At 64.4% G+C, this 21,203-nt stretch carries 27 protein-coding genes; 11 read left to right on the plus strand and 16 right to left on the minus strand.

Features of this window, described 5'->3' with window-relative positions; genetic code table 11:
* From Q0O95_RS03870 to Q0O95_RS03880, 3 genes are all read right to left on the minus strand, one after another.
* On the minus strand, positions 1-497 hold a 497-nt coding region (locus tag Q0O95_RS03870; RefSeq protein ID WP_293695480.1), incomplete at its 3' end, for a PTS transporter subunit IIC.
* 300 nt (positions 498-797) lie between these two features.
* Complete coding sequence (locus Q0O95_RS03875) at positions 798-2,177, minus strand: DUF6421 family protein (protein ID WP_293695600.1); 1,380 nt, start codon at positions 2,175-2,177, stop codon at positions 798-800.
* A gap of 509 nt (positions 2,178-2,686) precedes the next feature.
* Positions 2,687-3,499: an exodeoxyribonuclease III gene (locus Q0O95_RS03880; protein ID WP_293695483.1), complete on the minus strand. Its 813-nt coding sequence runs from the start codon at positions 3,497-3,499 to the stop codon at positions 2,687-2,689.
* A gap of 45 nt (positions 3,500-3,544) precedes the next feature.
* Between Q0O95_RS03880 and Q0O95_RS03885 the strand changes: the two genes are divergently transcribed.
* Together Q0O95_RS03885 and Q0O95_RS03890 are read left to right on the plus strand one after the other, a co-directional pair.
* Positions 3,545-4,084, plus strand: coding sequence for a hypothetical protein (locus Q0O95_RS03885; RefSeq protein ID WP_293695486.1), 540 nt, complete (start codon positions 3,545-3,547; stop codon positions 4,082-4,084).
* 40 nt (positions 4,085-4,124) lie between these two features.
* Entirely contained in the window at positions 4,125-4,823 is a 699-nt protein-coding gene (locus Q0O95_RS03890; protein WP_293695488.1) for a hypothetical protein, read from the plus strand.
* Here the strand turns inward: Q0O95_RS03890 and Q0O95_RS03895 are convergent.
* The 3 genes from Q0O95_RS03895 to Q0O95_RS03905 form a co-directional block, all read right to left on the minus strand.
* Positions 4,820-5,788 carry a permease prefix domain 1-containing protein gene (locus Q0O95_RS03895; protein WP_293695490.1) on the minus strand — a complete coding sequence of 323 codons (969 nt, stop codon included), beginning with the start codon at positions 5,786-5,788 and terminating at the stop codon, positions 4,820-4,822. The two genes, Q0O95_RS03890 and Q0O95_RS03895, sit on opposite strands and share 4 nt — an antisense overlap.
* On the minus strand, positions 5,785-6,123 hold the full coding sequence (locus Q0O95_RS03900; protein WP_293695493.1) for a helix-turn-helix transcriptional regulator: 339 nt from the start codon (positions 6,121-6,123) through the stop codon (positions 5,785-5,787). The genes Q0O95_RS03895 and Q0O95_RS03900 overlap by 4 nt, the downstream gene beginning before the upstream one ends.
* Positions 6,124-6,390: 267 nt before the next feature.
* Positions 6,391-7,872 carry a peptidase S10 gene (locus tag Q0O95_RS03905; RefSeq protein ID WP_293695496.1) on the minus strand — a complete coding sequence of 494 codons (1,482 nt, stop codon included), beginning with the start codon at positions 7,870-7,872 and terminating at the stop codon, positions 6,391-6,393.
* Between the two features lie 98 nt (positions 7,873-7,970).
* Here Q0O95_RS03905 and pyrE point away from each other — a divergent pair, with 98 nt between their 5' ends.
* The 3 genes from pyrE to Q0O95_RS03920 are packed head-to-tail and all read left to right on the plus strand — an operon-like array spanning position 7,971 to position 10,086.
* The gene (pyrE, locus tag Q0O95_RS03910) at positions 7,971-8,519 is read left to right on the plus strand and encodes an orotate phosphoribosyltransferase (RefSeq protein ID WP_293695499.1); all 549 of its coding nucleotides are present in this window, start codon (positions 7,971-7,973) and stop codon (positions 8,517-8,519) included.
* Positions 8,520-8,522: 3 nt separating this feature from the next.
* Positions 8,523-9,446, plus strand: coding sequence for an AEC family transporter (locus Q0O95_RS03915; RefSeq protein WP_293695501.1), 924 nt, complete (start codon positions 8,523-8,525; stop codon positions 9,444-9,446).
* 28 nt (positions 9,447-9,474) lie between these two features.
* Positions 9,475-10,086, plus strand: a complete 612-nt coding sequence (locus Q0O95_RS03920) for a hypothetical protein (protein WP_293695504.1) — start codon at positions 9,475-9,477, stop codon at positions 10,084-10,086.
* A gap of 271 nt (positions 10,087-10,357) precedes the next feature.
* On the opposite strand, the gene Q0O95_RS03925 is transcribed toward Q0O95_RS03920, so the two are convergent.
* From Q0O95_RS03925 to Q0O95_RS03935, 3 genes are all read right to left on the minus strand, one after another.
* Positions 10,358-10,486: a hypothetical protein gene (locus Q0O95_RS03925; protein ID WP_293695506.1), complete on the minus strand. Its 129-nt coding sequence runs from the start codon at positions 10,484-10,486 to the stop codon at positions 10,358-10,360.
* 12 nt (positions 10,487-10,498) lie between these two features.
* The gene (locus Q0O95_RS03930) at positions 10,499-11,065 is read right to left on the minus strand and encodes a hypothetical protein (RefSeq protein ID WP_293695508.1); all 567 of its coding nucleotides are present in this window, start codon (positions 11,063-11,065) and stop codon (positions 10,499-10,501) included.
* 242 nt (positions 11,066-11,307) lie between these two features.
* Positions 11,308-12,093 carry an HAD-IIA family hydrolase gene (locus tag Q0O95_RS03935; RefSeq protein WP_293695511.1) on the minus strand — a complete coding sequence of 262 codons (786 nt, stop codon included), beginning with the start codon at positions 12,091-12,093 and terminating at the stop codon, positions 11,308-11,310.
* Between the two features lie 64 nt (positions 12,094-12,157).
* Between Q0O95_RS03935 and Q0O95_RS03940 the strand changes: the two genes are divergently transcribed.
* Complete coding sequence (locus tag Q0O95_RS03940; protein ID WP_293695513.1) at positions 12,158-12,655, plus strand: GNAT family N-acetyltransferase; 498 nt, start codon at positions 12,158-12,160, stop codon at positions 12,653-12,655.
* A gap of 18 nt (positions 12,656-12,673) precedes the next feature.
* On the plus strand, positions 12,674-13,171 hold the full coding sequence (locus Q0O95_RS03945) for a GNAT family N-acetyltransferase (RefSeq protein WP_293695515.1): 498 nt from the start codon (positions 12,674-12,676) through the stop codon (positions 13,169-13,171).
* Here Q0O95_RS03945 and Q0O95_RS03950 read toward each other — a convergent pair.
* The gene (locus Q0O95_RS03950) at positions 13,140-13,454 is read right to left on the minus strand and encodes a transcriptional regulator (protein ID WP_293695517.1); all 315 of its coding nucleotides are present in this window, start codon (positions 13,452-13,454) and stop codon (positions 13,140-13,142) included. The two genes, Q0O95_RS03945 and Q0O95_RS03950, sit on opposite strands and share 32 nt — an antisense overlap.
* Positions 13,444-13,923, minus strand: coding sequence for a hypothetical protein (locus tag Q0O95_RS03955; protein ID WP_293695519.1), 480 nt, complete (start codon positions 13,921-13,923; stop codon positions 13,444-13,446). Before Q0O95_RS03955 ends, Q0O95_RS03950 begins: the two co-directional genes overlap by 11 nt.
* A gap of 145 nt (positions 13,924-14,068) precedes the next feature.
* On the opposite strand from Q0O95_RS03955, the gene Q0O95_RS03960 reads away from it, so the two are divergent.
* Positions 14,069-14,692, plus strand: a complete 624-nt coding sequence (locus Q0O95_RS03960; protein WP_293695520.1) for a TrmH family RNA methyltransferase — start codon at positions 14,069-14,071, stop codon at positions 14,690-14,692.
* A gap of 159 nt (positions 14,693-14,851) precedes the next feature.
* Here the strand turns inward: Q0O95_RS03960 and Q0O95_RS03965 are convergent, their stop codons facing one another.
* Positions 14,852-15,352, minus strand: a complete 501-nt coding sequence (locus Q0O95_RS03965) for a CGNR zinc finger domain-containing protein (RefSeq protein WP_293695521.1) — start codon at positions 15,350-15,352, stop codon at positions 14,852-14,854.
* A gap of 55 nt (positions 15,353-15,407) precedes the next feature.
* Here Q0O95_RS03965 and Q0O95_RS03970 point away from each other — a divergent pair, with 55 nt between their 5' ends.
* On the plus strand, positions 15,408-16,229 hold the full coding sequence (locus tag Q0O95_RS03970) for a TSUP family transporter (protein ID WP_293695524.1): 822 nt from the start codon (positions 15,408-15,410) through the stop codon (positions 16,227-16,229).
* 7 nt (positions 16,230-16,236) lie between these two features.
* Here the strand turns inward: Q0O95_RS03970 and Q0O95_RS03975 are convergent, their stop codons facing one another.
* Together Q0O95_RS03975 and Q0O95_RS03980 are read right to left on the minus strand one after the other, a co-directional pair.
* On the minus strand, positions 16,237-16,656 hold the full coding sequence (locus Q0O95_RS03975) for a DUF6157 family protein (protein WP_293695527.1): 420 nt from the start codon (positions 16,654-16,656) through the stop codon (positions 16,237-16,239).
* 2 nt (positions 16,657-16,658) lie between these two features.
* Positions 16,659-17,030, minus strand: coding sequence for a VOC family protein (locus Q0O95_RS03980; protein ID WP_293695530.1), 372 nt, complete (start codon positions 17,028-17,030; stop codon positions 16,659-16,661).
* Between the two features lie 18 nt (positions 17,031-17,048).
* Between Q0O95_RS03980 and Q0O95_RS03985 the strand changes: the two genes are divergently transcribed.
* A complete protein-coding gene (locus tag Q0O95_RS03985; RefSeq protein ID WP_293695533.1) occupies positions 17,049-17,900 on the plus strand; it encodes a helix-turn-helix transcriptional regulator in 852 nt (283 codons plus the stop codon).
* Here the strand turns inward: Q0O95_RS03985 and Q0O95_RS03990 are convergent.
* Positions 17,890-19,827: a YhgE/Pip domain-containing protein gene (locus Q0O95_RS03990; protein WP_293695535.1), complete on the minus strand. Its 1,938-nt coding sequence runs from the start codon at positions 19,825-19,827 to the stop codon at positions 17,890-17,892. The genes Q0O95_RS03985 and Q0O95_RS03990 overlap by 11 nt on opposite strands.
* Positions 19,824-20,567 (minus strand): hypothetical protein, encoded by a 744-nt coding sequence (locus tag Q0O95_RS03995; RefSeq protein WP_293695537.1) that lies wholly within the window; start codon positions 20,565-20,567, stop codon positions 19,824-19,826. Before Q0O95_RS03995 ends, Q0O95_RS03990 begins: the two co-directional genes overlap by 4 nt.
* 86 nt (positions 20,568-20,653) lie before the next feature.
* On the opposite strand from Q0O95_RS03995, the gene Q0O95_RS04000 reads away from it, so the two are divergent.
* Positions 20,654-21,193, plus strand: a complete 540-nt coding sequence (locus Q0O95_RS04000) for a TetR family transcriptional regulator (RefSeq protein ID WP_293695539.1) — start codon at positions 20,654-20,656, stop codon at positions 21,191-21,193.
* The last annotated feature ends 10 nt before the right edge of the window (positions 21,194-21,203 follow it).

Genomic DNA, 21,203 nt, shown 5'->3' on the forward strand with positions numbered 1-21,203 from the left:
ACCCAGTAGCAGCCGATCAGGAGCGAACCGACGCCGGCGAGCACCCAGCGGTTGACGTCACCGAAGGACTCGACGAGCGTTGCGGCGATGACGACGCTCATCCAGTACATCAGGTGACCGGTCAGGTACACATACCTCGCGGCGGGGAAGATGCGCACGAGAATCAGGTGGACGACGAAACCACCAGCGATGATGAGCGGCACGACCGTGCCCGGGCCCGCATTGAAGTCGGTCAGCGAGGATGCCGCGGCCGGCGGTTCGAGACCGAGCGCACTCGAGACGATCGCCTGGAAGGCGACGAGCCCGCCAACGAAGATCTCGACGCCGATGTTCAGGATGACGACGCCGATCGTGGCGCGCAGCGTTCCCGCGACGACCTGCTCGATGGGTTTGCGCTGCAGCAGCAGGCCGAACAGCGCGATGAGCCCGATCAGGATCGCGACCTGACTGAACAGGTTGTCGGTGATCAGTGTGACGATTTCTTCGAAGGTGCTCATGGCACTCCCGTCGTTGGAGGTGAGGAGACGTCTCCTCAAATGGTATAGCCCAATTTCCCCCGTGTCGAGAGTTCGCGCGCGATTGTCGCCGGAAGGTTTTTACGGGTATGGACGCCGTCCACACCCGTATTTTCCTTCCAGTACCGGTGGGAAACCTTCTAGCGTGGCCTAGCGCCGCTGATCGGACGCTCCTCCCTGCCGGTCGGATGCTCCGCCTTGAGCGGCGAACAAAGCGCCGAAAGACGGAAACGGCACGCCTAGCCGATGCTGAGCGTGCCGGTTCCGTCTAGGACAGGGGGGTCAGGCGCTGGACTTGCCCGTAATGCCCTTCGTCGACGCGATGACGTCGCGCATCTTCTTCTCGAACGCTTCGTAGAACATCGAGAGTGGGAACTCATCCTGGTGCACGAGATCGGTCATCTCGCGCGGCGTGCCGTCGAGCGGGAGTTCGCGCGTCTTCCACTTGGATGCCGGATTCGGTTCGAGCACGCTGGAAACGAGTTCGTACGCTGCCAGCCAGTGCGACTTCTTCGGGCGGTCGATCGACGCCCAGTAGAGGTGCTCGATCTCTTCGCCCAGCTGGTTCACGACGTCGGGCACTTCCTCCCAGTCGAACGAGAGCGCATTGTTCGTCCAGTGGAGAACGCGCTTCTGATGCATCCACGCGAACAGGAGCTGGCCTCCCAGCCCGTCGTAGTTCTTGACGCGGCCGCCCGTGATCGGGAAGCGGAAGATGCGATCGAAGATGATCGCGTACTGCGTCGCCTTCGCCATCTTCAGCATCTTCTCGTCGGCCTCGTCGCGGGTCTTCTGCTGTTCGAGGCGACGCTGGATGCGCACCGACTCGCGGAAGGCGGTCAGGTCGCAGCGCAGCTCCTCGAGCGAGTAGAGGAAGAACGGCATGCGCTGCTTGATCATGAACGGGTCGAACGGCAGGTCACCGCGCATGTGGGTGCGGTCGTGAATGAGATCCCACATCACGAACGTTTCTTCCGTGAGGCTCTGGCTCTCGAGCATCTCCTGCGCGAGCTCCGGCAGTTCGAGTTTCGTGACATCGAGCGCGGCATCCACGACGCGGCGGTAGCGGGCGGCCTCGCGGTCCTGGAAGATCGCGCCCCACGTGAACTGTGGAATCTCGCGAATCGCCACGGTCTCAGGGAAGAGCACTGCCGAGTTCGTGTCGTAGCCGGCCGTGAAGTCGATGAAGCGCAGCGGTACGAAGAGCTTGTTGCCGTAGTCGCCGTCCTCGAGCTCGGCGATGAACTCCGGCCAGATGACCTCCGCGAGCACTGCTTCGACCTTGCGCTCGCGTGACCCGTTCTGCGTCAGCATCGGGAAGACGACCAGGTGCGTCAGCCCGTCGATACGGTGCTGCTGCGGCTGGAACAGCACGAGCGAGTCGAGGAAGTCGGGTTCTGTTCCGACGCCATTCTCGATCCAGCGCTCGAAGTCCTTGGCGTTCTGCTCCATGTAGTCGGCATTGTGCGGGAAGAGCGGAGCCATCTCGCGAATGCCGGAGGCGATGTCGCGCATGAGCGCTTCTGCGCGCTCATGTTCACCGGCATCCTCGATGGCGCCCTTGGCATTCTGCAGTGGCTGCAGGTCCGAGGCGGCCTGCTTGATGCGCTGCCAAGCGGGGTGGACTGCGAGCTCAGCCGGTGCTGTCAGCGTGGTCTCCATCGACATCGGATGCTCCTTCTCTACCGGGTCTTTTGCGTGTTCCTTCAGCGTAGGCGGGAGTCTGCGCAAAAGGGTTGCGCGGTCGGGGAGTAGAGTTGCGAGTTTCCTGCGCTCACGGATCGGCGGCTCGTGAGTCGCAAAAGAGTTGCGGGGGAAGGAAATGCCCGACGGGATGGTGCAAAATCCATCGAGTTAGGTTAGCCTTACCTTGGTGACAGCCAAGGGGTGTCAACCAGGGTGAGCCGGCGACGCAGACGTCACCGGGACTCTCGACAGATGCACCGCCGGCTCACTCCACCATTATCCCGGACCCTCTCGTGGTGCCGGAAAACTCGGAAAACACCAAAGACTGACCGTTCGTCAGTCTTTGGTGCACCAAGCGCAATTCTTCAGTCTTTCGTGCATGCGCTGAGCCGGAGCCACTCGGCGCATATTCCCGTTATCGACCGGACGGCAGTCGCAGGTCGCGTTCCGTCTCGGCGGCCGCGCGTCGCAGTGCTTCGGGTCGTTCAGAAGATCATGGGCCGATCGTCGTCGAGTCCCGTCTCGAGGTCGAGGTCGACGACGACGGGAACGTGGTCGCTCGGGGCGTCGCCGGCACGCTCGTCTCGGTGGATGCTCGCATCCGTCACGAGGTCGGTGAGCGACTCGGTCGTGAGCACGAAGTCGATGCGCATGCCCTCGTTCTTCGGCCAGCGTCCGGCCTTGTAGTCCCAGTAGGTATAGCCCTCCGCGTAGTCGCGCACGACATCGTGGAGGCCCGTGGCGAGGAGCGCGTTGAACGCGTCTCTCTCCGGTTGCGAAACGTGTGTGGAGCCCTCGAACGCGGCCATGTCCCAGACGTCCCCGTCGAGAGGGGCGATATTGAAATCACCCAGGTAGGCGACGAGATCACCAGCGGTCTTCTCAGCCTCGGCGCGCAGAACGCGCAGCCAGTCGATCTTGTACTGCAGGTGCGGGTGATCGAGGTCGCGGCCGTTCGGTACGTAGAGGCTCCAGAGCCGCACCCCCTCGATATCGGCAGACATCGCGCGCGCTTCGACGACGGGATCGCCCGTGTTCGCGTATCCGGGCTGTTCCGGCAACTGCAGTCGCACATCCGTCATCGGCAGACGGGATGCGATGGCGACGCCGTTCCACTGGTTCAGTCCGTGCGCCTGCACCTCGTACCCGGCCGCCTCGAACCGCTCGTAGGGGAACTGCTCGGGCTTGCACTTGATCTCCTGCATGCAGAGCACATCCACGTCTGCACGTTCCATCCAGTCGACGACGCGGGAGACGCGGGTGCGGATCGAGTTGACGTTCCAGGAGGCAATGCGCATGCCACCAGCGTATTCTTCCAGGCGTCTCGTGACAGAATCGAACGCGTGGATACCGCTCGTCTGTTCTCTACGCTCGAACTGTTCAGTGCCGAAGTCGACCGTGCTGAGGAGCACCTCGCGCTGCAATCCGGCTGCTCGGATTGGACGATAGGGCAGGTCATCCGTCACGTCGTGCACGTGCAGCGGGAGATCACGCTGTCCCTGCTGCGCGACGAGGAGCCGGGGCGGATGCTCGGGATGCTCGACATCCCCGACGACGCGGCCCCGGAAGCCTGGCGGGCAGTCGCTGCGGGCATCCGCACGGTTGTCGGCGAGCGTCAGGAGCTCACCGACCGGTTCGTGCTGCCGACCTTCGATGCGACAGTGCACGCCTGGGACCTCCGTGCCGGGCTCGTTGCTGCCGATCTTGCGGAGCCGCTCGAGTTCGACAGCCGAACGCTCACGTGGCTCGAGGCATTCAAGAAGCACGCGCCGGAGGAGCTGATTCGGAGGCCGGGGATGTTCGGGCCGGAACAGCCGACGCTTTCCGCGGCCAGCCCGACCACCAAGTTCATGGCGTGGGCCGGCCGCACGTCTTCGAACTAGCTACCAGCACCCGTTAAGGCTTCGAGCCCAATCTGTGAACATGTACGATGCCACGCAGTTCGGTCCGCTGATCCAGCGGTATCGCACAACGGTATCGGTGTGGCATGTGCTCTGGCAGCTTTCGATTGGGCCCATCATCGCGGTCGCTGCAGGCGTAACAGGACTCGTGCGTGAAGAGACCGGGTCGTGGTGGTGGGTGACGGCGGCCGCTGCTGGGATCGCGCTCTTCATCTGTGCCGGGATCGTTGTGCTGTGGAGCACGTCCGCGTTTCTGGACGTGTACGCATACGGCATTGTCGTTGGAAGGCGGTTTCCGGGTAGTCCAGTGCGTCACGTGTGGTTCTCGGAGGTTCATCCTGCCTCCATCAGGGTGTTCGACGATATCGACTCGGTGCGCAGCCTGCCGTATCGGAGCCTTTCCTCGAGATGGCACTTCAGCGGAGGTGCCGACCTTGCCGTTACGTTCGTCGGACCCGACCGCGGAACGACTATCGGCACGTATGCTCGTCCGTTCGCTCCAGGTGAGGGATACGTGATCTTCGGTTCGCAACGTGCTGAGGAGATCGCTCACTTGATTCGAGCCGGATTGGAGCGCAGTGGCTACCCGCCCGAAGTGGCGTACCAGACGGCATCGTTCGGTGTGCAGCGGCTGCGCGGCGTAGGGGGGATGGCGCTCGGTTCCATACCGGGTGCTCGCGCGGGCTGGCAACCCGCGACGAATAGCAGTGCCCAGGGTTAGCGCGAACTGCCTGTCTTCTTCCAGTACGTGACGGCATACGTCGTTGTGGCAACCACTGCGAAGCCCACGCCAGCGATGGGGAACAGGATCCATGAGATGTGCCAGGCGCTCCAGATGAAGCTCCAGGCAAGGTAGATCGTGACCGCAAGCGTCCAGTACACACCCGCAATGAGTCCGATCCGATTGTCGACTTGCTCCTCTATCTCGTCACGTGGGTCCGGTGGTCCAGCGTTTATCAGTGCCGTGAGCCCGCTGCGGTTAACGCCATTGACGATGAGCGTAGTAACTCCGATGGCGGCCATCGCGAGGAATGCCGCCCCCGATGATTGAAATGTATCGAGTTGACGCAGAATCACGGTGGGGACGAGCCCGAGTATGATCACGCCGACGCCGACGGCGATCCCTATTGCGTACTTCCAGGTAGACCGCTCCGAGCGTGACTCGTATTCGGCCCGAGTGCGCTGGTCCAGCGCGATCTCTCTATTCGAGAACTTCGAGGCCGTTGGCGTTACGAATGCGCTGATGATGAACATGACGACCGCGATCGCGATCACCGTGAACATCAGAGCTGTTGGGAGCGCTGCGTCCTCACCCGGGTTTATCCAGGCGAACCCGGCCATTGCGAGCATAATCATGCCGACGCCACTGCCGATGAGAAGGCTCTGGATGCGAGTTTCGCGGAGGCTGCGCTCAGCTTCCTCACGGCCGACTTCGGGAAGGGTGTCGGCATCCCCGGCGCTGTCGAGCGCAGCGCGAATGCCCAGGTCGTCGGCAAGCTCGTCGAGATCGCCGAACTCGGTTATTACGCGGCCCGTCGCCTCGTGGGGGCTGACTCCGGCAGCGATGAGTTCCTCGTACTTGTCTTCGCTCATCTGCAGCAGTTCGTGGCGGGCGCGTTCGAGCTCGCCCGTCTTCGGCAGATTGGTGAAGAGCCCGTTGATGTAGGTTTCGACTGCGGTATTCATGGAGTGTTTCCCTCCCGTTCGAGGAATCGGGTGACGATGCTGTGAGCGGCTCGCCACTCGGAGGTTCTTGTCTGCAATTGGGTTTCGCCTTCCGGCGTGAGGCGGTAGTAGGTGCGTGCGCGGCCGCCCGATTCGGTTCCTGCGAACGAATCGAGAAGGCCGCGCTGCTCGAGTCGTCTGATCGCTGCGTAGAGCGTGGTCTCTTTCGTGACGTACTCGCCGTCGGAGATCTCGTCGACGCGCTTCGCGATCGCGTAGCCGTACGAAGGGCCCTCGGTAAGCACGCTGAGGATGACCAGGTCGATGGTGCTGCGAACAAGATCACTGCTGAGCACTGCGGTCTCCTCCCCTGGTACTGCACGTCATGCAGTTATTACTTCATGTCGTGTAGTAGTTACTGTATGTCATGCAGTAGTTGTGCGCAAGGGGATGGAGCGAGGCGCGGCGCAGCGAGGTGTGCCGAGAGTATGGAAAATCGGCAGCCGGGCCCGAATGTATGGACAACGGCCATGCATTCGGCACAATCCATACATTCGGCACGGCGGATGTCGCGCGGCCGGTTTGTGGGCGAGGAGCCGGAGACGGAGGCGGCGGGAGGCCCGTTAACTCCGTCCCGTCGCGCGCAGGACGAACGCCTTGAGATCTGCTGCCTGCTGCAGTCGGCTCGCCTCGTGGACGTACATCATGTGCCCGGCCTCGTAGTAGCGGCGTTCGATGTTGTCGTGCAGGTGAGCCGGGATGGGCAGATGTGCGAGGTCGTCCTCAGCGCGCGCCGGTGGCGTGGCCCCGTCGTAGTAGCCGAAGGCGACGTGCACGAGTAGGTGCTGGTTCTGCCGCATCGAACGGGCAAGCCGGTCGGTCACGGTCGCGTACTTGTCCTTGAACTCCTCGTAGCTCCACTCCTGTATGACTCCGGGCCCGAAGACGTGGAAGGGGCTCGGGTTCTCAACGCTCAGTTCGGTGCGCAGGTAGTGCTGGTAGGCGGCGGCGTACGGCCCGAGGAACGCATCCATGGAGGGGTCGGCATCCATGTGCTCTGCGATGCCGCTCGCAGCGGGCCCCGTGAACCGCGAGTCGAGGCGGCCGACCGTGAGCCCCTGATCGCGCAGCAGCTCACCGAAGAAGCGCCAGTGCTCGACGCGCAGGTCCGCGCGGTCGACGTAGTCTTCCGAGAGCCCCATGATGCCGGCGAGTTTCGTGACGGCGGATGCGCGCTCCGCATGCGCCAGCCGTGATCCGCGTGCGAGCACGTACGGGTAGTCGCGTGCCGCGTATTCGTCGGCTTCGGCGATGACCTCCTCGAGGGAGCGACCGGGATGCTTGCCGTGGAAGTGAGCGGTCGCTGCGTAGAACGAGAGGTAGCGGGGATAGGCGTTGTCGTTACCGTGCGAGAAGTCGTGCAGACCGTAGTTCAGCACCGTCGAGATGAGCATGAGCCCGTTGAGATACATGCCGGAGCCCTGCAGGTGCTGGGCGAGCGCCGCGGAGCGCAGCGTGCCGTACGATTCGCCCGCCAGGAACTTCGGCGAGAGCCAACGACCCTCGACCGTGACCCACTGGCGGATGATCTCGCCGACCGACTCGATGTCGGCCTTGAAGTCGTGGAAATCTTTCGGCTTGCCGCCGTCGACAACCCGCGAATGGCCGGTGGAGACGGGGTCGATGAACACGAGGTCGCTGACCGCTAGCAGTGATTCCGCGTTGTCGGCGATGGTATATGGAGGGGCGTGCAGGTCGCCCGCATCGCCCATGACGACGCGACGAGGGCCGAAGATGCCCATGTGCAGCCACACGCTTGCCGAGCCGGGCCCGCCGTTGAATGCGAACGTGACCGGCCGGGTCAGCGGATCGGCTCCGTCGAGCGTGTAGGCGGTCACGCCGACTCTCGCAGTTGCCGTGCGGCCACGGAAGACGCCGTCCTCCACCTTGTCTTCGTAGAGCGTCACGAGCCCGGCCTTGGCCGTGTACTCGATAGCGCCGTCGACGGTTTCGAGCGTGTGCTGCGTTACGGACAGCTCGTCCGGCACCACCTTCGGCTCTTCGCTCGTCCGCTCGGTCTCGATGGACGTCGTCTCGTCTGCCATAGTGCCTCCTCGCAACGGTAGATCCGCGGGTGTCGCACAGATCGGGCCGACAGATCTGTCAGCATGCTTACGCGACATTACCGGAGTACGCTGTGCATGTGACCGTGCGCGACGAACTCATCCAGCTCATCAAGGACGAAGCCGTGTTCCACGGCGACTTCACGCTCTCGTCGGGGCGGAAGGCGAGCTATTACATCGACCTGCGCAAGCTATCGCTCGACAGCAGGGCAGCGCCGCTGATCGGCGATGTGCTGCTCGACCTCGTCGACGACCTCGAGTTCGACGCGGCCGGAGGGCTCACCCTCGGCGCGGACCCGCTCGCGAACTCGATACTGCACAGGAGTATCCATCGTGGCAAGAGCGTTGACGCCTTCGTCGTGCGCAAAGAGCCGAAGGACCACGGCCGCGGCAAGCAGGTCGAAGGGCCCGACATTGCCGGCAAGCGGGTCGTTGTCGTCGAGGACACATCGACGACCGGCGGCAGCCCGCTCCAAGCGGTGCAGGCGCTGCGACGCGAAGGCGCAGAGGTGCTCGCCGTCGCGGTCATCGTCGATCGCGCAACGGGGGCGAAAGACGTCATCGAGGCCGAGGGCGTGCCGTACAGGGCTGCGATCACTCTTGACGACCTCGGCCTGAAGCCGCAGTAACCCGTGGCTGGAGTATTCACCGGCTTCGGCATCATCGCGTTCGTCATCTTCATCGGGTGGCTGCTCAGCGCACTCGGCATCGTCAGCCAGGAGGGACGGCTCGTCCTGAACAGGGTGGCGTTCTTCGCCGCGAGCCCCGCGCTGCTGTTCCTCGTGCTTTCGCGCGCCGACCTGCACGTCGTGTTCTCCGGCGTGCTGCTCGCATCCGCAGCGACAATTGCTATCGCCGCCGTCCTCTATTGGGCTATCGCACGCCTGCTGTTCACGAAGGACCCCGGCCGGCTCGTGATCGGTACGAGCGCCTCCGTGTACGCGAACATCAACAACATCGGCCTGCCGGTCGCGATCTACGTCATCGGCGATGCGCAGTACGTGGGGCCGATGCTGATTCTGCAACTGGTCGTGATGGCCCCGATCGTGCTCGGCGCCCTCGACCTGCTGCAGCCGGGCCGGAAATCCATCGCGCGCATCCTGTTGCAGCCGGTGAGAAATCCGATCGTGATCGCTTCTGCACTCGGTGTCGTCGTCGCCGCGACCGGACTGCAGCTGCCCGAATTCGTAGAGGCTCCCCTCGAGATTCTGGGCGGTGCCGCGATTCCACTCATGCTGCTGGCCTTCGGTGTTTCGCTGCGCGGCACTCGCCCGCTCGAGCGCGGCACGGGCCGGCGCGAAGTGCTCGCCGCATCCGCGCTGAAAGCCATCGTGATGCCGGCTATCGCCTGGGTGCTCGCCACCTTCGTCTTCGGGCTCGAACCCGTGCACGTCTACGCGGTCACGGTCATGGCCGCGCTGCCGACGGCGCAGAACATGTACCAGTACGCGTTGCGCTACAACACCGGGGAGATCATCGCGCGCGATGTGATCTTCGTGACGACGCTCGCGTCGATACCGGTCATGCTCGTCATCGCCTGGCTCGTGCACCCGTAGCCGGGATCGCTGGCACGATGGAGTAACCATGCTTCGTCTCTCGCACATGCTGTTCCGGAAGCCGCGCACGCACGTCCGCGGCAGTGTCGGCACGGGATGGCTGGGGCTGCTCGTGAGCTGGGTGTTCCTGGGAGGCGGGGTCACGCTCGCCGTCGTGTCGATCGCCGGGTTCTTCTCCGTCGATCACGGGGTCTGCGCAACCTACGACGCCGAGATCTGCAGGGTCGCGAACTTCGGGGGAGCCGCGACAGGTGTCGCAGCAGTAGCGGGAGCGGTGCTGTGGAGCATCACGATCGCTCGCGGGTTCGGGCCTCCCGCCGCATGGTGGGCGGCTCCCGGGACAGTCGGCGGCCTCGGCGTCGTCATCTTCCTGGATGCCGTCGCCGGCAGCGGGACCGTACCGTTGCCGCCGGTCTTAGTGTCGCTGGCTTTGATGGTCGTCGCCGTCGTGCTCGTCGCGCTCATCCTGCCGCAGCGGGAGCAAGCGCTCGCGGGCTGGACCCGACTCGACGGACTGGATGCCGGCGAAGTGCGGATGCGCGGCATCGATTCCGTCGTCCTGCCCGGCGCCGCAGCGGTCGCGGCAGGAGCGGGAGGGGCATTCGCGCTGCACGTGTTCCGTCTACTGACGAACACCTAACCCTGGGCCCCTCGTAGCGTCAGCCCGTCGGCGGTAACGCCCACATCGGCGAGTGATACCGTCAGGAGCGCGAGCGATGTCGGCGTGATCTCGCACACGATATCCGGGTCGTAGTCGACCTCTATTCGATTGCCGGGATCTCGCAGCGAGTCCGGGAGATCATCGAGTCACAGCATTCAGTCGTTGCCGGTGCACAGCGACGGGTTCGCATTCGAATCTGCAAAGGCATTGACCGCCTCACCGACACCTTCTCCTCGTGTGAACACCACGGTCAGACATCGAAGGGATGACCGATTTCGACGTTGCTCGGCTCGGCATCGTCCGGCACCGCTGTCTCGCCGCACGCGGCCAGCGCAATGGCAAGCGTGAGAGCGTGGCACGCCGATCGCGCTCGCCTCATGATTGCCGGACCCTATACGAGCCCGACGTCGTCGGCATCCACACCCAGCGCTGACAACGGAATCGACATGATGACGACGGTGCTCGGAGCCCATTCGCAATCGACGTGCTGCGCCTGCGTCGCCGTGAATCGCAGTTGCCCGTCTCCGACGTGGTCGACGCTCGGAACCATCATGCAGTCGTCGTAGCTGCCGATGAGCAGCGCTTCGTCTGCGAAGTCGGGCTGGATGGCTCGACCGTGTTCGATGAGCGGCTCGGGCAGCGCATCCACCCACACTTCCCATGCCTGAATGTTCGTGAACACCATGGCAGTCGGATGCGCGCGCATGAGGTCGCGGACGGCTTCGCTGTACCCTTCGCCGCGCGATGACGCCTGCGTCCAGATCTCCACGACTTCCCCGACGTCATAGTCGACGTTGCCGTCCGTTCCTTCCGAAGGCGCGGGAGATTGCGTGTCGGCTGGAGGAGGAGTCGAAGAAGGCTGCAGCTGGCACCCTGCCAGGGTCAGCGCGATGGCCAATGCGACGGCCGCGAAGCGCAGGGGGCCGCGGCGTCGAGCAGCGCGAGGTTCAGGCTCCATGTCTGCCACGGTAGGCCCTCTCGCTCGACGTTCGCTGCCTTCACGCTGATGGAAAGCTGCGAACGGTCACAGCGCTCTGCCCGGCCTGCGAGAAGCGCCGGTATCCCGTCTCGACCAGCGCAGCTGCGGCCAGCGCGAATACCACTGCCCTGCGGAGCGTTCTCGTGACGCGAGCATAAGCTCTTCCGCTGAACTAAGACCTGCGCGCGGCTGTGGGCGCCAGCAGGAGCGCCGTCGTTCCGTCAGCCGACGTCGCCGTTCACGAGCTCGTGCACTCCCTCGAGGATCTCGTTCGGCCGGAACGGATACTGGACGATCGAGCTACGCGATGAGATGCCGGTCATGACGAGCACGGTATGCAGGCCGGCTTCCATACCGGCGACGATATCGGTGTCCATGCGATCGCCGATCATGCCGGTGACTTCGGAATGCGCACCGATCTGATTCAGCGCCGATCGGAACATCATCGGATTCGGTTTGCCGACGATGTACGGCTCGCGCCCTGTCGCCTTGGTGATCAGTGCGTTGATGGCGCCGGTCGCGGGCATGATGCCGTCTCGGCTCGGCCCCGTCGCATCGGGGTTGGTGGAGATGAAGCGGGCGCCGGCCGCGATCAGGCGGATCGCTTGCGTTATCGCCTCGAACGAATAGGTGCGCGTCTCACCGACGACGACGAAATCGGGGTCGTGATCGGTCATGGTGAAGCCGGCTTCGTGCAGCGCCGTGATCGTGCCTGCCTCCCCTATGACGAATGCCGTGCCGTCGGGCTTCTGCTGCCGCAGGAACTCGGCCGTCGCGTTCGCGCTCGTCCAGATACGCTCTTCCGGAACATCCAGGCCGGATGCGCGCAATCTGGCCGCGAGATCGCGCGGAGTGTAGATGGAGTTGTTGGTCAGCACCAGGAACTCGGTGCCATTGGCGAGCCACTGTTGAATCAGCTCGGAGGCGCCGGGCAGTGCGTGGTTCTCATGGACGAGCACGCCGTCCATGTCGGTGAGCCAGCACTCGATATCGTCACGTGTACGCATGCCTCCAGCGTACTGAGCGAACGCTTCGGGCGGGAGCGTCGAGCGCGTTGGCTACTCTGGTTTCGTGACAGCACCAGTGATTAGGCAAGCAGTTGAAGCTGACGTTCCCGAGCTCATGGACATGATTCTCGCGCTCGCGGATCACCACGACGAAGCCGACAGCGTCAAGAACACCCCGGAACGGTTGCGGCAGAATCTGTTCTCTGAACGCCCGCACTTCTCCGTGCACGTCGTCGAAGCTCCTGCGGACAGCGATTTCCGTCTCAACGGTTTCTCGCTCTGGTTCCCGGCCTACTCGACATGGGAGGGCGGCCGGATGATCCACATGGAAGACCTCTACGTTCGCCCCGAATCGCGCGGCACGGGTGCGGGCAAGGCGTTGCTCAGCAATCTCGCTCGCATCGCCGTCAGCGACGGCTACCTGCGCATCGAATGGATGGTGGCGAAGACGAACGAGCCGGGCATCCGCTTCTACCTCGCACAGGGCGCGAGGGCGATGAGCGAGTGGGAGAGCTATCAGGTCGACGGCGACGCTCTGCGTGCTCTCGCGGCGCAGCAGTAGCGCGACTATCGTTGCCCCATGAACCGGATTCGCGAAGCAGTTCCCGAGGACGTCACCGAGATCGTCGAGCTCATCGTCGAGCTTGCGGTGTACGAGCGCGAGCCCGACGCCGTGAAGCTGACCCCCGAGCGTCTCTACGAGCAATTGTTCGGTGCATATCCCGCCATCTACGCCGACGTCGCGACAGCGCCGGAGGGCGGCGGTCGCCGGATCGACGGGTTCGCCCTCTGGTTCTTGAACTACTCGACCTGGGAGGGCGAGCACGGCATCTACCTCGAGGACCTCTACGTGCGGCAGGAAGCACGGGGCACGGGCCTCGGCAAACAGCTGCTGCTGCATCTGGCGCATATCGCGAACACGCGCGGATACAAGCGCGTCGAGTGGAGTGTGCTCAAGTGGAACACGCCGTCGATCGAGTTCTATCGCTCGCTCGGAGCGGTCGCGATGGACGACTGGGACACGATGCGTCTGGCGGGGGATGCGCTCATGCGTTTCGGGAGCGCTGCTCGGGAGTAGCCTCGACCAGTCGCTCGAGGGCCGCGAGATGTGCTCTGAAGGCTCGTCGTCCCGACGCGCTGAGAGCGATACGCACAGTGTTGCGCCCCATCCGCTTGAAACGCCACTGATCTATGTAATGTGCCGCTGCCAGAGTCTCAAGCTGGTGGTTGAGCGTGGAGTCGCTCGTGCCCAGAAGGTCGCGTAGCGCAACGAAGTCCTCCTCCCTCACGGGTTCGAGGAAGGCGCAGATGCGCAGTACCGGCGGCGGGTGGATCACGGGGTCGAATCCGTCAGTTGCCACGGCTGACCACCTTCGCCCAGTCTCGATCCATTCGGGAACCCAGCACGGCACTCGTGCCGAACATGGCGAACGCGAAGAGCACGGGAATCCACCAGTGTTCGAAGGCCCCGTATAGGCCTGGTCCGACACTCGTGAGCACGCAGAGGATGAGCAGGAACCTGACCAGTTGCACTGCCATCGGTCTGGTCATCCGGTACTGGCGTCCGGCGACGGGTTGCCCCCACATGCATGCGGCCGCGATCACGATCAGGAGCGCCGGTGGTGCCAGATAAGTCCACGGCTCGGTGAGGTAGTCACGGGATAACGGAATGAGTGCGAGGACGCCGAGAAAGCCACCGACCATGATCCAGTAGCGACCGGGTTTGCGCAACCGCTGCTCGTTGGTCTTGCGAACGCGCTGCACTTCGTCGAGAGCTTCCTGGGCTTCTTCTCTGCTGAGTGTCCTCTCAGCCTCCTGCATGTCGCTCACCCCTCGCTCCCGATATGTCTCCTCTGTCTAAGAAATTTTACGCGAGTCCTGTCGGAGACGGAAGCAGGATCGGGAGATCCGACCCGCGGTGTTCTCGACTGCGCCGCGAATGCTTCCCTCGCTGCCGGTCGGATACCGTAGGGGAGTGAACGAGCAGGAACCGCAGCACGAGGTGGGAGTCGGCCCCTGGGAGGGCCCGTGGCCGGAGGGCGACCACTTCGACCCCGAGCTCCTCGAGCACGGTGACCGCCGCAATGTCGCCGATCACTTTCGCTACTGGTCACTCGAGGCGATCAAGGCCGACCTCGATACCCGTCGCCACGGCTTCCACGTCGCGATCGAGAACTGGCAGCACGACATCAATATCGGGTCGATCGTCCGCACCGCGAACGCGTTCAACGCTGCCGGTGTGCACGTGGTGGGTCGCAAGCGCTGGAACCGTCGCGGCGCCATGGTCACCGACCGCTACCTGCACATCTTCCACCACGAAACCGTCGCTGAGTTCGTGGGCTGGGCATCCGAGCGCGCGTTACCGGTCGTGGCCGTGGACACGCTGCCGGATGCCGTGCCCGTGGAGTCGCGGCCGCTGCCGGCGTCCTGCATCCTGCTGTTCGGACAAGAGGGGCCAGGTCTCAGTGCCGAAGCTGTCGCGGCAGCAGACTCGGCGGTGGTGATCCGGCAGTTCGGCTCGACGAGGTCGCTCAACGCGGCAGCGGCTGCATCGATCGTGATGCACGAGTGGGTGCGCGTGCACGCCCCTAGTGTGTAACCGGTGATCCGCAACGTGTATTGGATTATCGGTGTCCGTGTCACGAAATGTTGATCCGAAGGGCAGAGGCGGACCGTACGGTCAACTTTTCGTGACGATCGACCGTACGATCAACATTTCATGACAGCCGATCCGTGACTTCGAGGATCGGAGTCGCCGCTACTTCCGGTGCTCCTCGCGAAACCGCCGCTGCGCATCCCGGTTGTTGCAGCGCGTCGAGCAGAATCGCTGCCGCCCGTTGCGCGTCGTGTCGGCGAAGACGTTCGTACATGAGACGCTTGCGCACCGTCCGAGCCTGTCCATGCCCCGCGATGTCAGGTGGAGTGCCGTGCCGACGATGATGACCGTCTGCACCATACGCGCGAACGTCACGTCGTCATCGCGGTAGTGCAGGTGCCAGCCGTCGTGACTCGACAGCCTGGGATGCCCGGAGTATTCCGAGAGCAGCGCGTTGGTGAGCGCCGCCCTGGTCTCCTCTCCTTCCGGATGGGAGGCATCCGCATCCGCGATCGCGCACCAGAGCTCGAGAAATCGGGCGATCTCTTCGTAGTCTGCCTCGACAACGGGTCGGTCGACGATCAGCCCCTCCTCGTTGCAGATCGCGGCGATCTCCTCCGCGCTGCACGGTGCGAGGTTCGCGAGCCGAGTCGCGAGTTTCACCGGTTCCGCCCCATAAGGGTTGAGATGCATAAACCCATTACATCATGATGTTCAAGTGTTCGACGGACCCGTGATCGCCGACTGGCTGCCCCTCAGCGTCGCCGCTCTCGTGATGCTGGTCTTGGCGGCGGCGCTCGCGGGCTGGATCGACGCCGTCGTCGGTGGCGGGGGGCTCGTGCAGCTGCCGGCGCTCGTCATCGGACTGCCGAAGGAGATCGCGACGCCCTTCGTGCTCGGCACCAATAAACTCTCATCGTTTGCGGGCACGCTTTCGGCGAGCTGGGTGTATCTGCGCCGGATCCGGGTGCACGCGATCATGCTAGTTCCGCTGATCGCCGGCGCCTACGGCGGGTCGACGGGAGGAGCCGCGATCTCCAGATTTCTGCCGCGAGAAGTGCTTGCCCCGATCGTTCTGGTCGCGGTTATCGGCGTTGGCATCTACACGCTTTGCAAGCCGAAGCTCGGGCTGCATCACGAGCCCAAACACGAGAGCGCGTTCTCGGTGGCGTGGCGATCGGCGCTGATCGGTCTCGTCGTGGGGTTCTACGACGGCATACTCGGGCCGGGCACCGGCTCGTTCTTCGTGATCTTCATCGTGGCGCTGCTCGGCTACGGCTTCCTGCAGGCGAGCGTCAACGCGAAGGTCGCCAACCTCACCACGAACCTGGCAGCGATCGTCGTGTACGGCGTGCACGGCGAGGTACTGCTCGTGCTGGGGCTCGCGATGGCCGCAGCGAACATCATCGGCGGGCTCGTCGGGGCGCGCATGGCGGTCAAGAACGGCAACGCGTTCGTCCGCAGGGTGTTCCTGGTCGTGATGGGAATCCTGGTCGTGAAGCTCGCCTGGGATGTCGCGGTCGAGTTCTGGGCGTCGTGATGCGCGGCTACCGTTTCGATCGCATCGCCCGGAGCACTTTCACGTCGGTTCCGTCGGGTGCCGTACCGCCCGCGAGCATCGCATACTCCTCCGAGTCGACAGGGTAGAGCGCGAGCTTACCGTCCTCATCCGCATGAATCCCCCAACCGAACTTCTTGCCGAGGTCGCTCGCCCGCAGGCAAGGTCTGCCTTTCGCGAAATACTCGCGCCTGGCGGTATCGCGCTCGTTCTCCGGAATGCCCTGGCGATCAGCCCAAACGGTGAAGATCACGTCACCGGAGGTCAGTTCGTACTCGTGCTCGTGGAGGAGCTCCCAGGTCGCCGAGGCGATCGTGGCCCTGCCGGCCCGCAGCCGGGGCTGCGTTGCCGATGCCTCCGAATCCGGGGCCACGGTGACGAACGTCCGGAAGTAGTCGACGCTCTCCATCCTCAGCCCCACGCTTTCGCATCGGTCAGGCAGAAGGGATGCCCGGCAGGGTCGAGCAGGACGACCCAAGTGTCGCCGGGCTGGTCTGCCGGCCGTGTGGCTCCGAGTTCGACGAGGTGGTCGGCCGTGGCTTCTATGTTGTCAGCGCTCAGGTCGAAGTGGAATTGTTTGTGCCCGTCATCGGGCCACCGGGGAGGCTGATAATCGGGTGTTCGACTGATACCGAGTGCGTGCGTCGGCCCCTGCAGCATCGCGTACTCCTCGGTCGCGGCGAGAATCGGCCAGCCGAGCGCTTTCGACCAGAAGTCCGCGACGGGGGCCACGTCAGCGGCATCGAGGGTGACCATCGCAAGTGTGGCGGGTTGTGCATTCATGTGTGCGATTCTTGCTGCATGCCGAAGGCGCCGAATAGTACGAATGCGACACCGTCGCACATGCTCGGCCACGTGCTGCGCCCGGAAGAGCTGCTCACGCGAACTCGATATCGATTCGCCGAACCCGCGGAAGATCTTCGCCTCTGGGTCGAACGGTACTGGTCGGTCGAGTGGAGCTTCGAAGAAGGGGAGGAGCACAGGACGGCCACGCTCGATGATCCAGCGACCAACCTCACGGTAGAGCGCGGCACGTTCAGTCGACGTGGCGCGGCCTCAGAAGGAGTCTGGTTTACGGGCCCGGGTGCCGAAGAGCGTATGGATGTGCGCCTCTTCGGCAGTGGATCCGTCGTCGGGATTCGCTTCCGCCCCGGCGCATGCTTCGAGTTCGCCGACGATCGTTTTCGGCTCGAAGCCGATGTTACGCACCCGGCCGAGCCGCTGTTCTCAGGTGCAGAAGCGCTGTTGACTGTGCCGAGCAATGCATCCGATGCGGCCGGTGTGCTGGATGATTGGCTGCTGCAGCGCGGGCCGAGCGATACCGCAGAGTTCCGGCAACTGCGAGCGATGCTCGCGACGCTCGAGGCGCATCCGCTCGAATCCATGGAATCGATAGCGGCTCGTATCGGTTGCAGCCAGCGGACGATGCAGCGGCAGTTCAGCAGGCTCGTCGGAGTCACGCCGAAACGCATACGGATGCGCGCGAGGGTGTTCCGGGCCGCCGCGCTTCTTGAGCGAGGCTGGAGCGACTCGATGGCAGACCTCGCCGCCGCGCTCGGTTGGTTCGACCAGGCGCACTTCGCGAGAGACTTCAGGCAGGTCACCGGAACAACGCCGGCGGCCTTCGCTGCAAGCCCGACCGCTAGCCGATGAGGCTCGGCCTGAGGTCGCGCAGAGTGCGATGGTTCATCATGCGCGCTACCCCCACGGCAGTCAACGCGAGTGCCGCGACCAAGAAGCCCAGCAGTACGAGCGCACCGGTTGTGGCCGACTCGATATTGCCGCCGTACATCACCTGCCTCATCGCATCCACGGCGTACGACATCGGCAGCAGGTGATGCAGGGTCCCCAGCGGTTCCGGCAGCGTTTGCCACGGGAAGGTTCCTCCCGCCGTGATCAGTTGCAGCACGAGCAGCACGAGCCCCATGAACTGGCCGACGCTGCCCAGCCAGACGTTCAGCGCGACGATAATCGCGGCGAATGTCGCGGAGGCCAGCACCATGATCCCGTAGGTCGGCAGCGGATGCGCGATGTCGAACTGCAGCCACGCTGCGATCACGCCGAACAGTGCAGTCATCTGCAGCAGGCCGAACAGTGCGGGCGTCAACCAGGCCGCGAGCCCGACCCGAACGGGCTGGTGCAATGCTGTGACCGCGCGTCGAGAGACCGGCTTGATGATCAGCAGTAGTGCGTAGATGCCGATCCATGCGGCGAGTGCGACGAAGAACGGCGCTAGTCCGGCACCGTAGGTTCCCGCTCGTGTTACCGCTTCGCTGTCGACCTCGACCGGATCGGCGATCGCCGCGGCCTGTTCACGGATGAGTTCATCGCTCGACTCGGGTATCTGTTCGACGCCGTCGTCCAGGCCCGATCGCAGCTCTTGCGCACCGTTTTGCAGCTCGGTCATCCCGTCGCTCAGCTGCGAGGCACCGTTCTGCAGTTCCCCGGCTCCCTCGTGGAGTTCCGTGCTGCCGTCGGCGAGCGCGGACGAACCCTCATCGGCGCGCACGATGGCCTGCGCGAGCTGGTCGGTGCCGGACGCCAGGGCATCCGCCCCGTTCGCAACCTGACGCGAACCGTCGGAGAGCTGCTGCAGCTGCGAGTTCAGCCCCTGCACGCGGTCGTTGCCGTCGTGCACGAGCCCTCCCAGCTCGTCGAGGGGCACCATGACCTCGGCGATCTGCTGCTCGGTGAGGCCCTGCTCGCGCAGGCGCTCCACGATTTCGTCGCGCGTGGATCCGACACCGTTGGCGACGGTCTGCGAAATCTCGGCGGCGTGACCGCCCGCGTCGGCGAGTTGCCGGTTGCCGTCAGCGACCCGCTCGGCGCCGTCGGCAAGCTCGCGCGTCTGTCCGGGCAGGGATGCCGTGCTCGCGCGCATCTCGCCGAGCCCGTCGCTGAGTTCCCCGGCTCCCGAGGCAAGCGTCCCGGCGCCTTCGGTCAGCGTTGCCGCACCGTCTTCGAGCTCGCCGATACCGTCACTGGCTGCACCGATGCCGTCTTCCAGTTGCGCGGCGCCGTCGGCCGCAGTGACCATCCCGTCACGGATCTGCTGAATCGACGTGAGAAGCCGAACCGCTGCCTCCTGGCCGACCTGTTCGCGCACCTGCTCTTGGATGCGCTGCACGGCCTGTTCGCCGATCGTCGTGGCCAGGTAGCTGTTCGCGTCGTTCGTCGTGAGCACGAGGGATGCGGGTCGAGGGTTCTCCGTCGCGGCCGACAGAAGGTCGTCGCTGAAACTTGCCGGGAAGGTGAGGGAGAAGTCGTACGTGCCGTCTTCGACGCCGGCCTGCGCCTGGTGTTCGTTGACGACGTGCCAGTCGAAGCTGCCGTCGTCGACCACTTCGTCGGCGACATCCTGGCCGAGATTTTGGCGCTCGCCGTCGGATTCGGCGCCTTCGTCGAGCACGACGAGGGCGACCGGTACTTGATCGAGTCGCTCGTACGGGTCCTGGTTCGCCCAGAGATAGACGCCACCGTAGAGCAGTGGCACGGTGCACAGCGCGATCAGCGCGATGCGTGCCATGGGTGTCGCGGTCAACCGGCGCAGTTCGGCCAGGATCATCTGCGGAATTTTCACTGCTCTGTCTCCGTAGCTGCTTGCGATTCGGTGTTGCGCACGCCCTCGTCGACTTGGGGCTCAACAGACGCCCCTCCCGCATCCTTGTGGCGAGAAACTTGCGTTGTGTCGTGCACACCTTGCAAGTTTTTCGACACAGATGCATCGAGTTCGTGCAGCAGTCTGTCGGCGGCGCGTCCGGTGATCACGAGGATCGCGAGGCCCCGTCTGGCCATGAGTTTCGCGATGCGCCACCACTTCTCGGGGTCGCCTCCGTGGCGATCGGGGCTGACGAGCACGAGGCCGGAGACTTTCTTCCCCCGGCGCTGCTCGCGCATTGCCGCAAGCTCCAGGAGTACCCGCACGCGCTCCTCCGGCGCCAGGGCGGCCAGAGGCGTGTTCGTGTCTTCTCGCACATGCATGTTGCGTGCCCACATGCGCGCGGCGACGTGAGTGCTGTTGCCGCCGGCGAACATGAGTTCCTCGCTGATGAGACCGCCGAGCGTGACGTCGGGGTCGGGGTCGCTCACGCCGGGCGCGTCGACGAGTGCCACGGCATTGCGGAGGAGGCGCCGGTCGGATGCTCCGTCGATGGTCACACTGCCGCTGTCGGGCAGCATGCGGCCCGTTGCGATGAGGCCGAGCAGGGTCGGGCGCTGCTCCGTCTCCACGGCGACTCTCGTGGCGGTGCCGGAGGAGAATGCCGCGCTGATGGAGGGCAGGCTTTCGCCCTTCGAGACTTCGCTGAGTTCGATTCGCATGGCTGCTCCCGATGATCTTGCAAGTATTGTGCTCCTCTAGGCTAAACTAAACTGACTGGTCAGTACAAATAGTTTTCGGAGGTCCCATGGCGAAGCGGGGCGAGACGCGAGAGAAGATCCTGTCGGCTGCTGCGCAGATGGCGGCCGAACGCGGCATCTCGGCAACGGCGGTCGATGACATCGCCGCAGCTGCGGGCGTTGCGAAGGGCAGTGTCTACTACAACTTCGGCTCCAAAGAGGGGCTCTACGCGGAGCTGTTGGGCGAGACGCTGCAGCGCGCGGGGCAGCGTTTGCGGGAGTCGCTCGATACCGCGGTGGCGGGCGATGCCGTGCGCTCTGTTGCGGAGGCCTTCCTGCGGGGCCTGCAAGAGCATCCCGCCTCCAGCAAAGTGGTCGCAGCGGAACTGTTCCGGCTCGACCGGCCCTGGCGAGAGTCGCTGGCCGAATACCGTTCGCTCTTCTTCTCGATGTTCGCGGAAGCGCTCGAGAAAGATGACCGGCCGGCGGGGCCCGCGAACGCTGCTGCGATCTTCGGGTCGACGATCATGGTGGGCTTCGAGCGCATGCTGTTCGCCGATCGGCTCAGTCTTGCCGAAGCCGTCGCAGCGATCGAAGGGGCTTCCTGACGTACGTCAG

Source organism: uncultured Agrococcus sp. (genome assembly GCF_945915485.1).
In the GTDB taxonomy this organism is placed as follows: domain Bacteria; phylum Actinomycetota; class Actinomycetes; order Actinomycetales; family Microbacteriaceae; genus Agrococcus.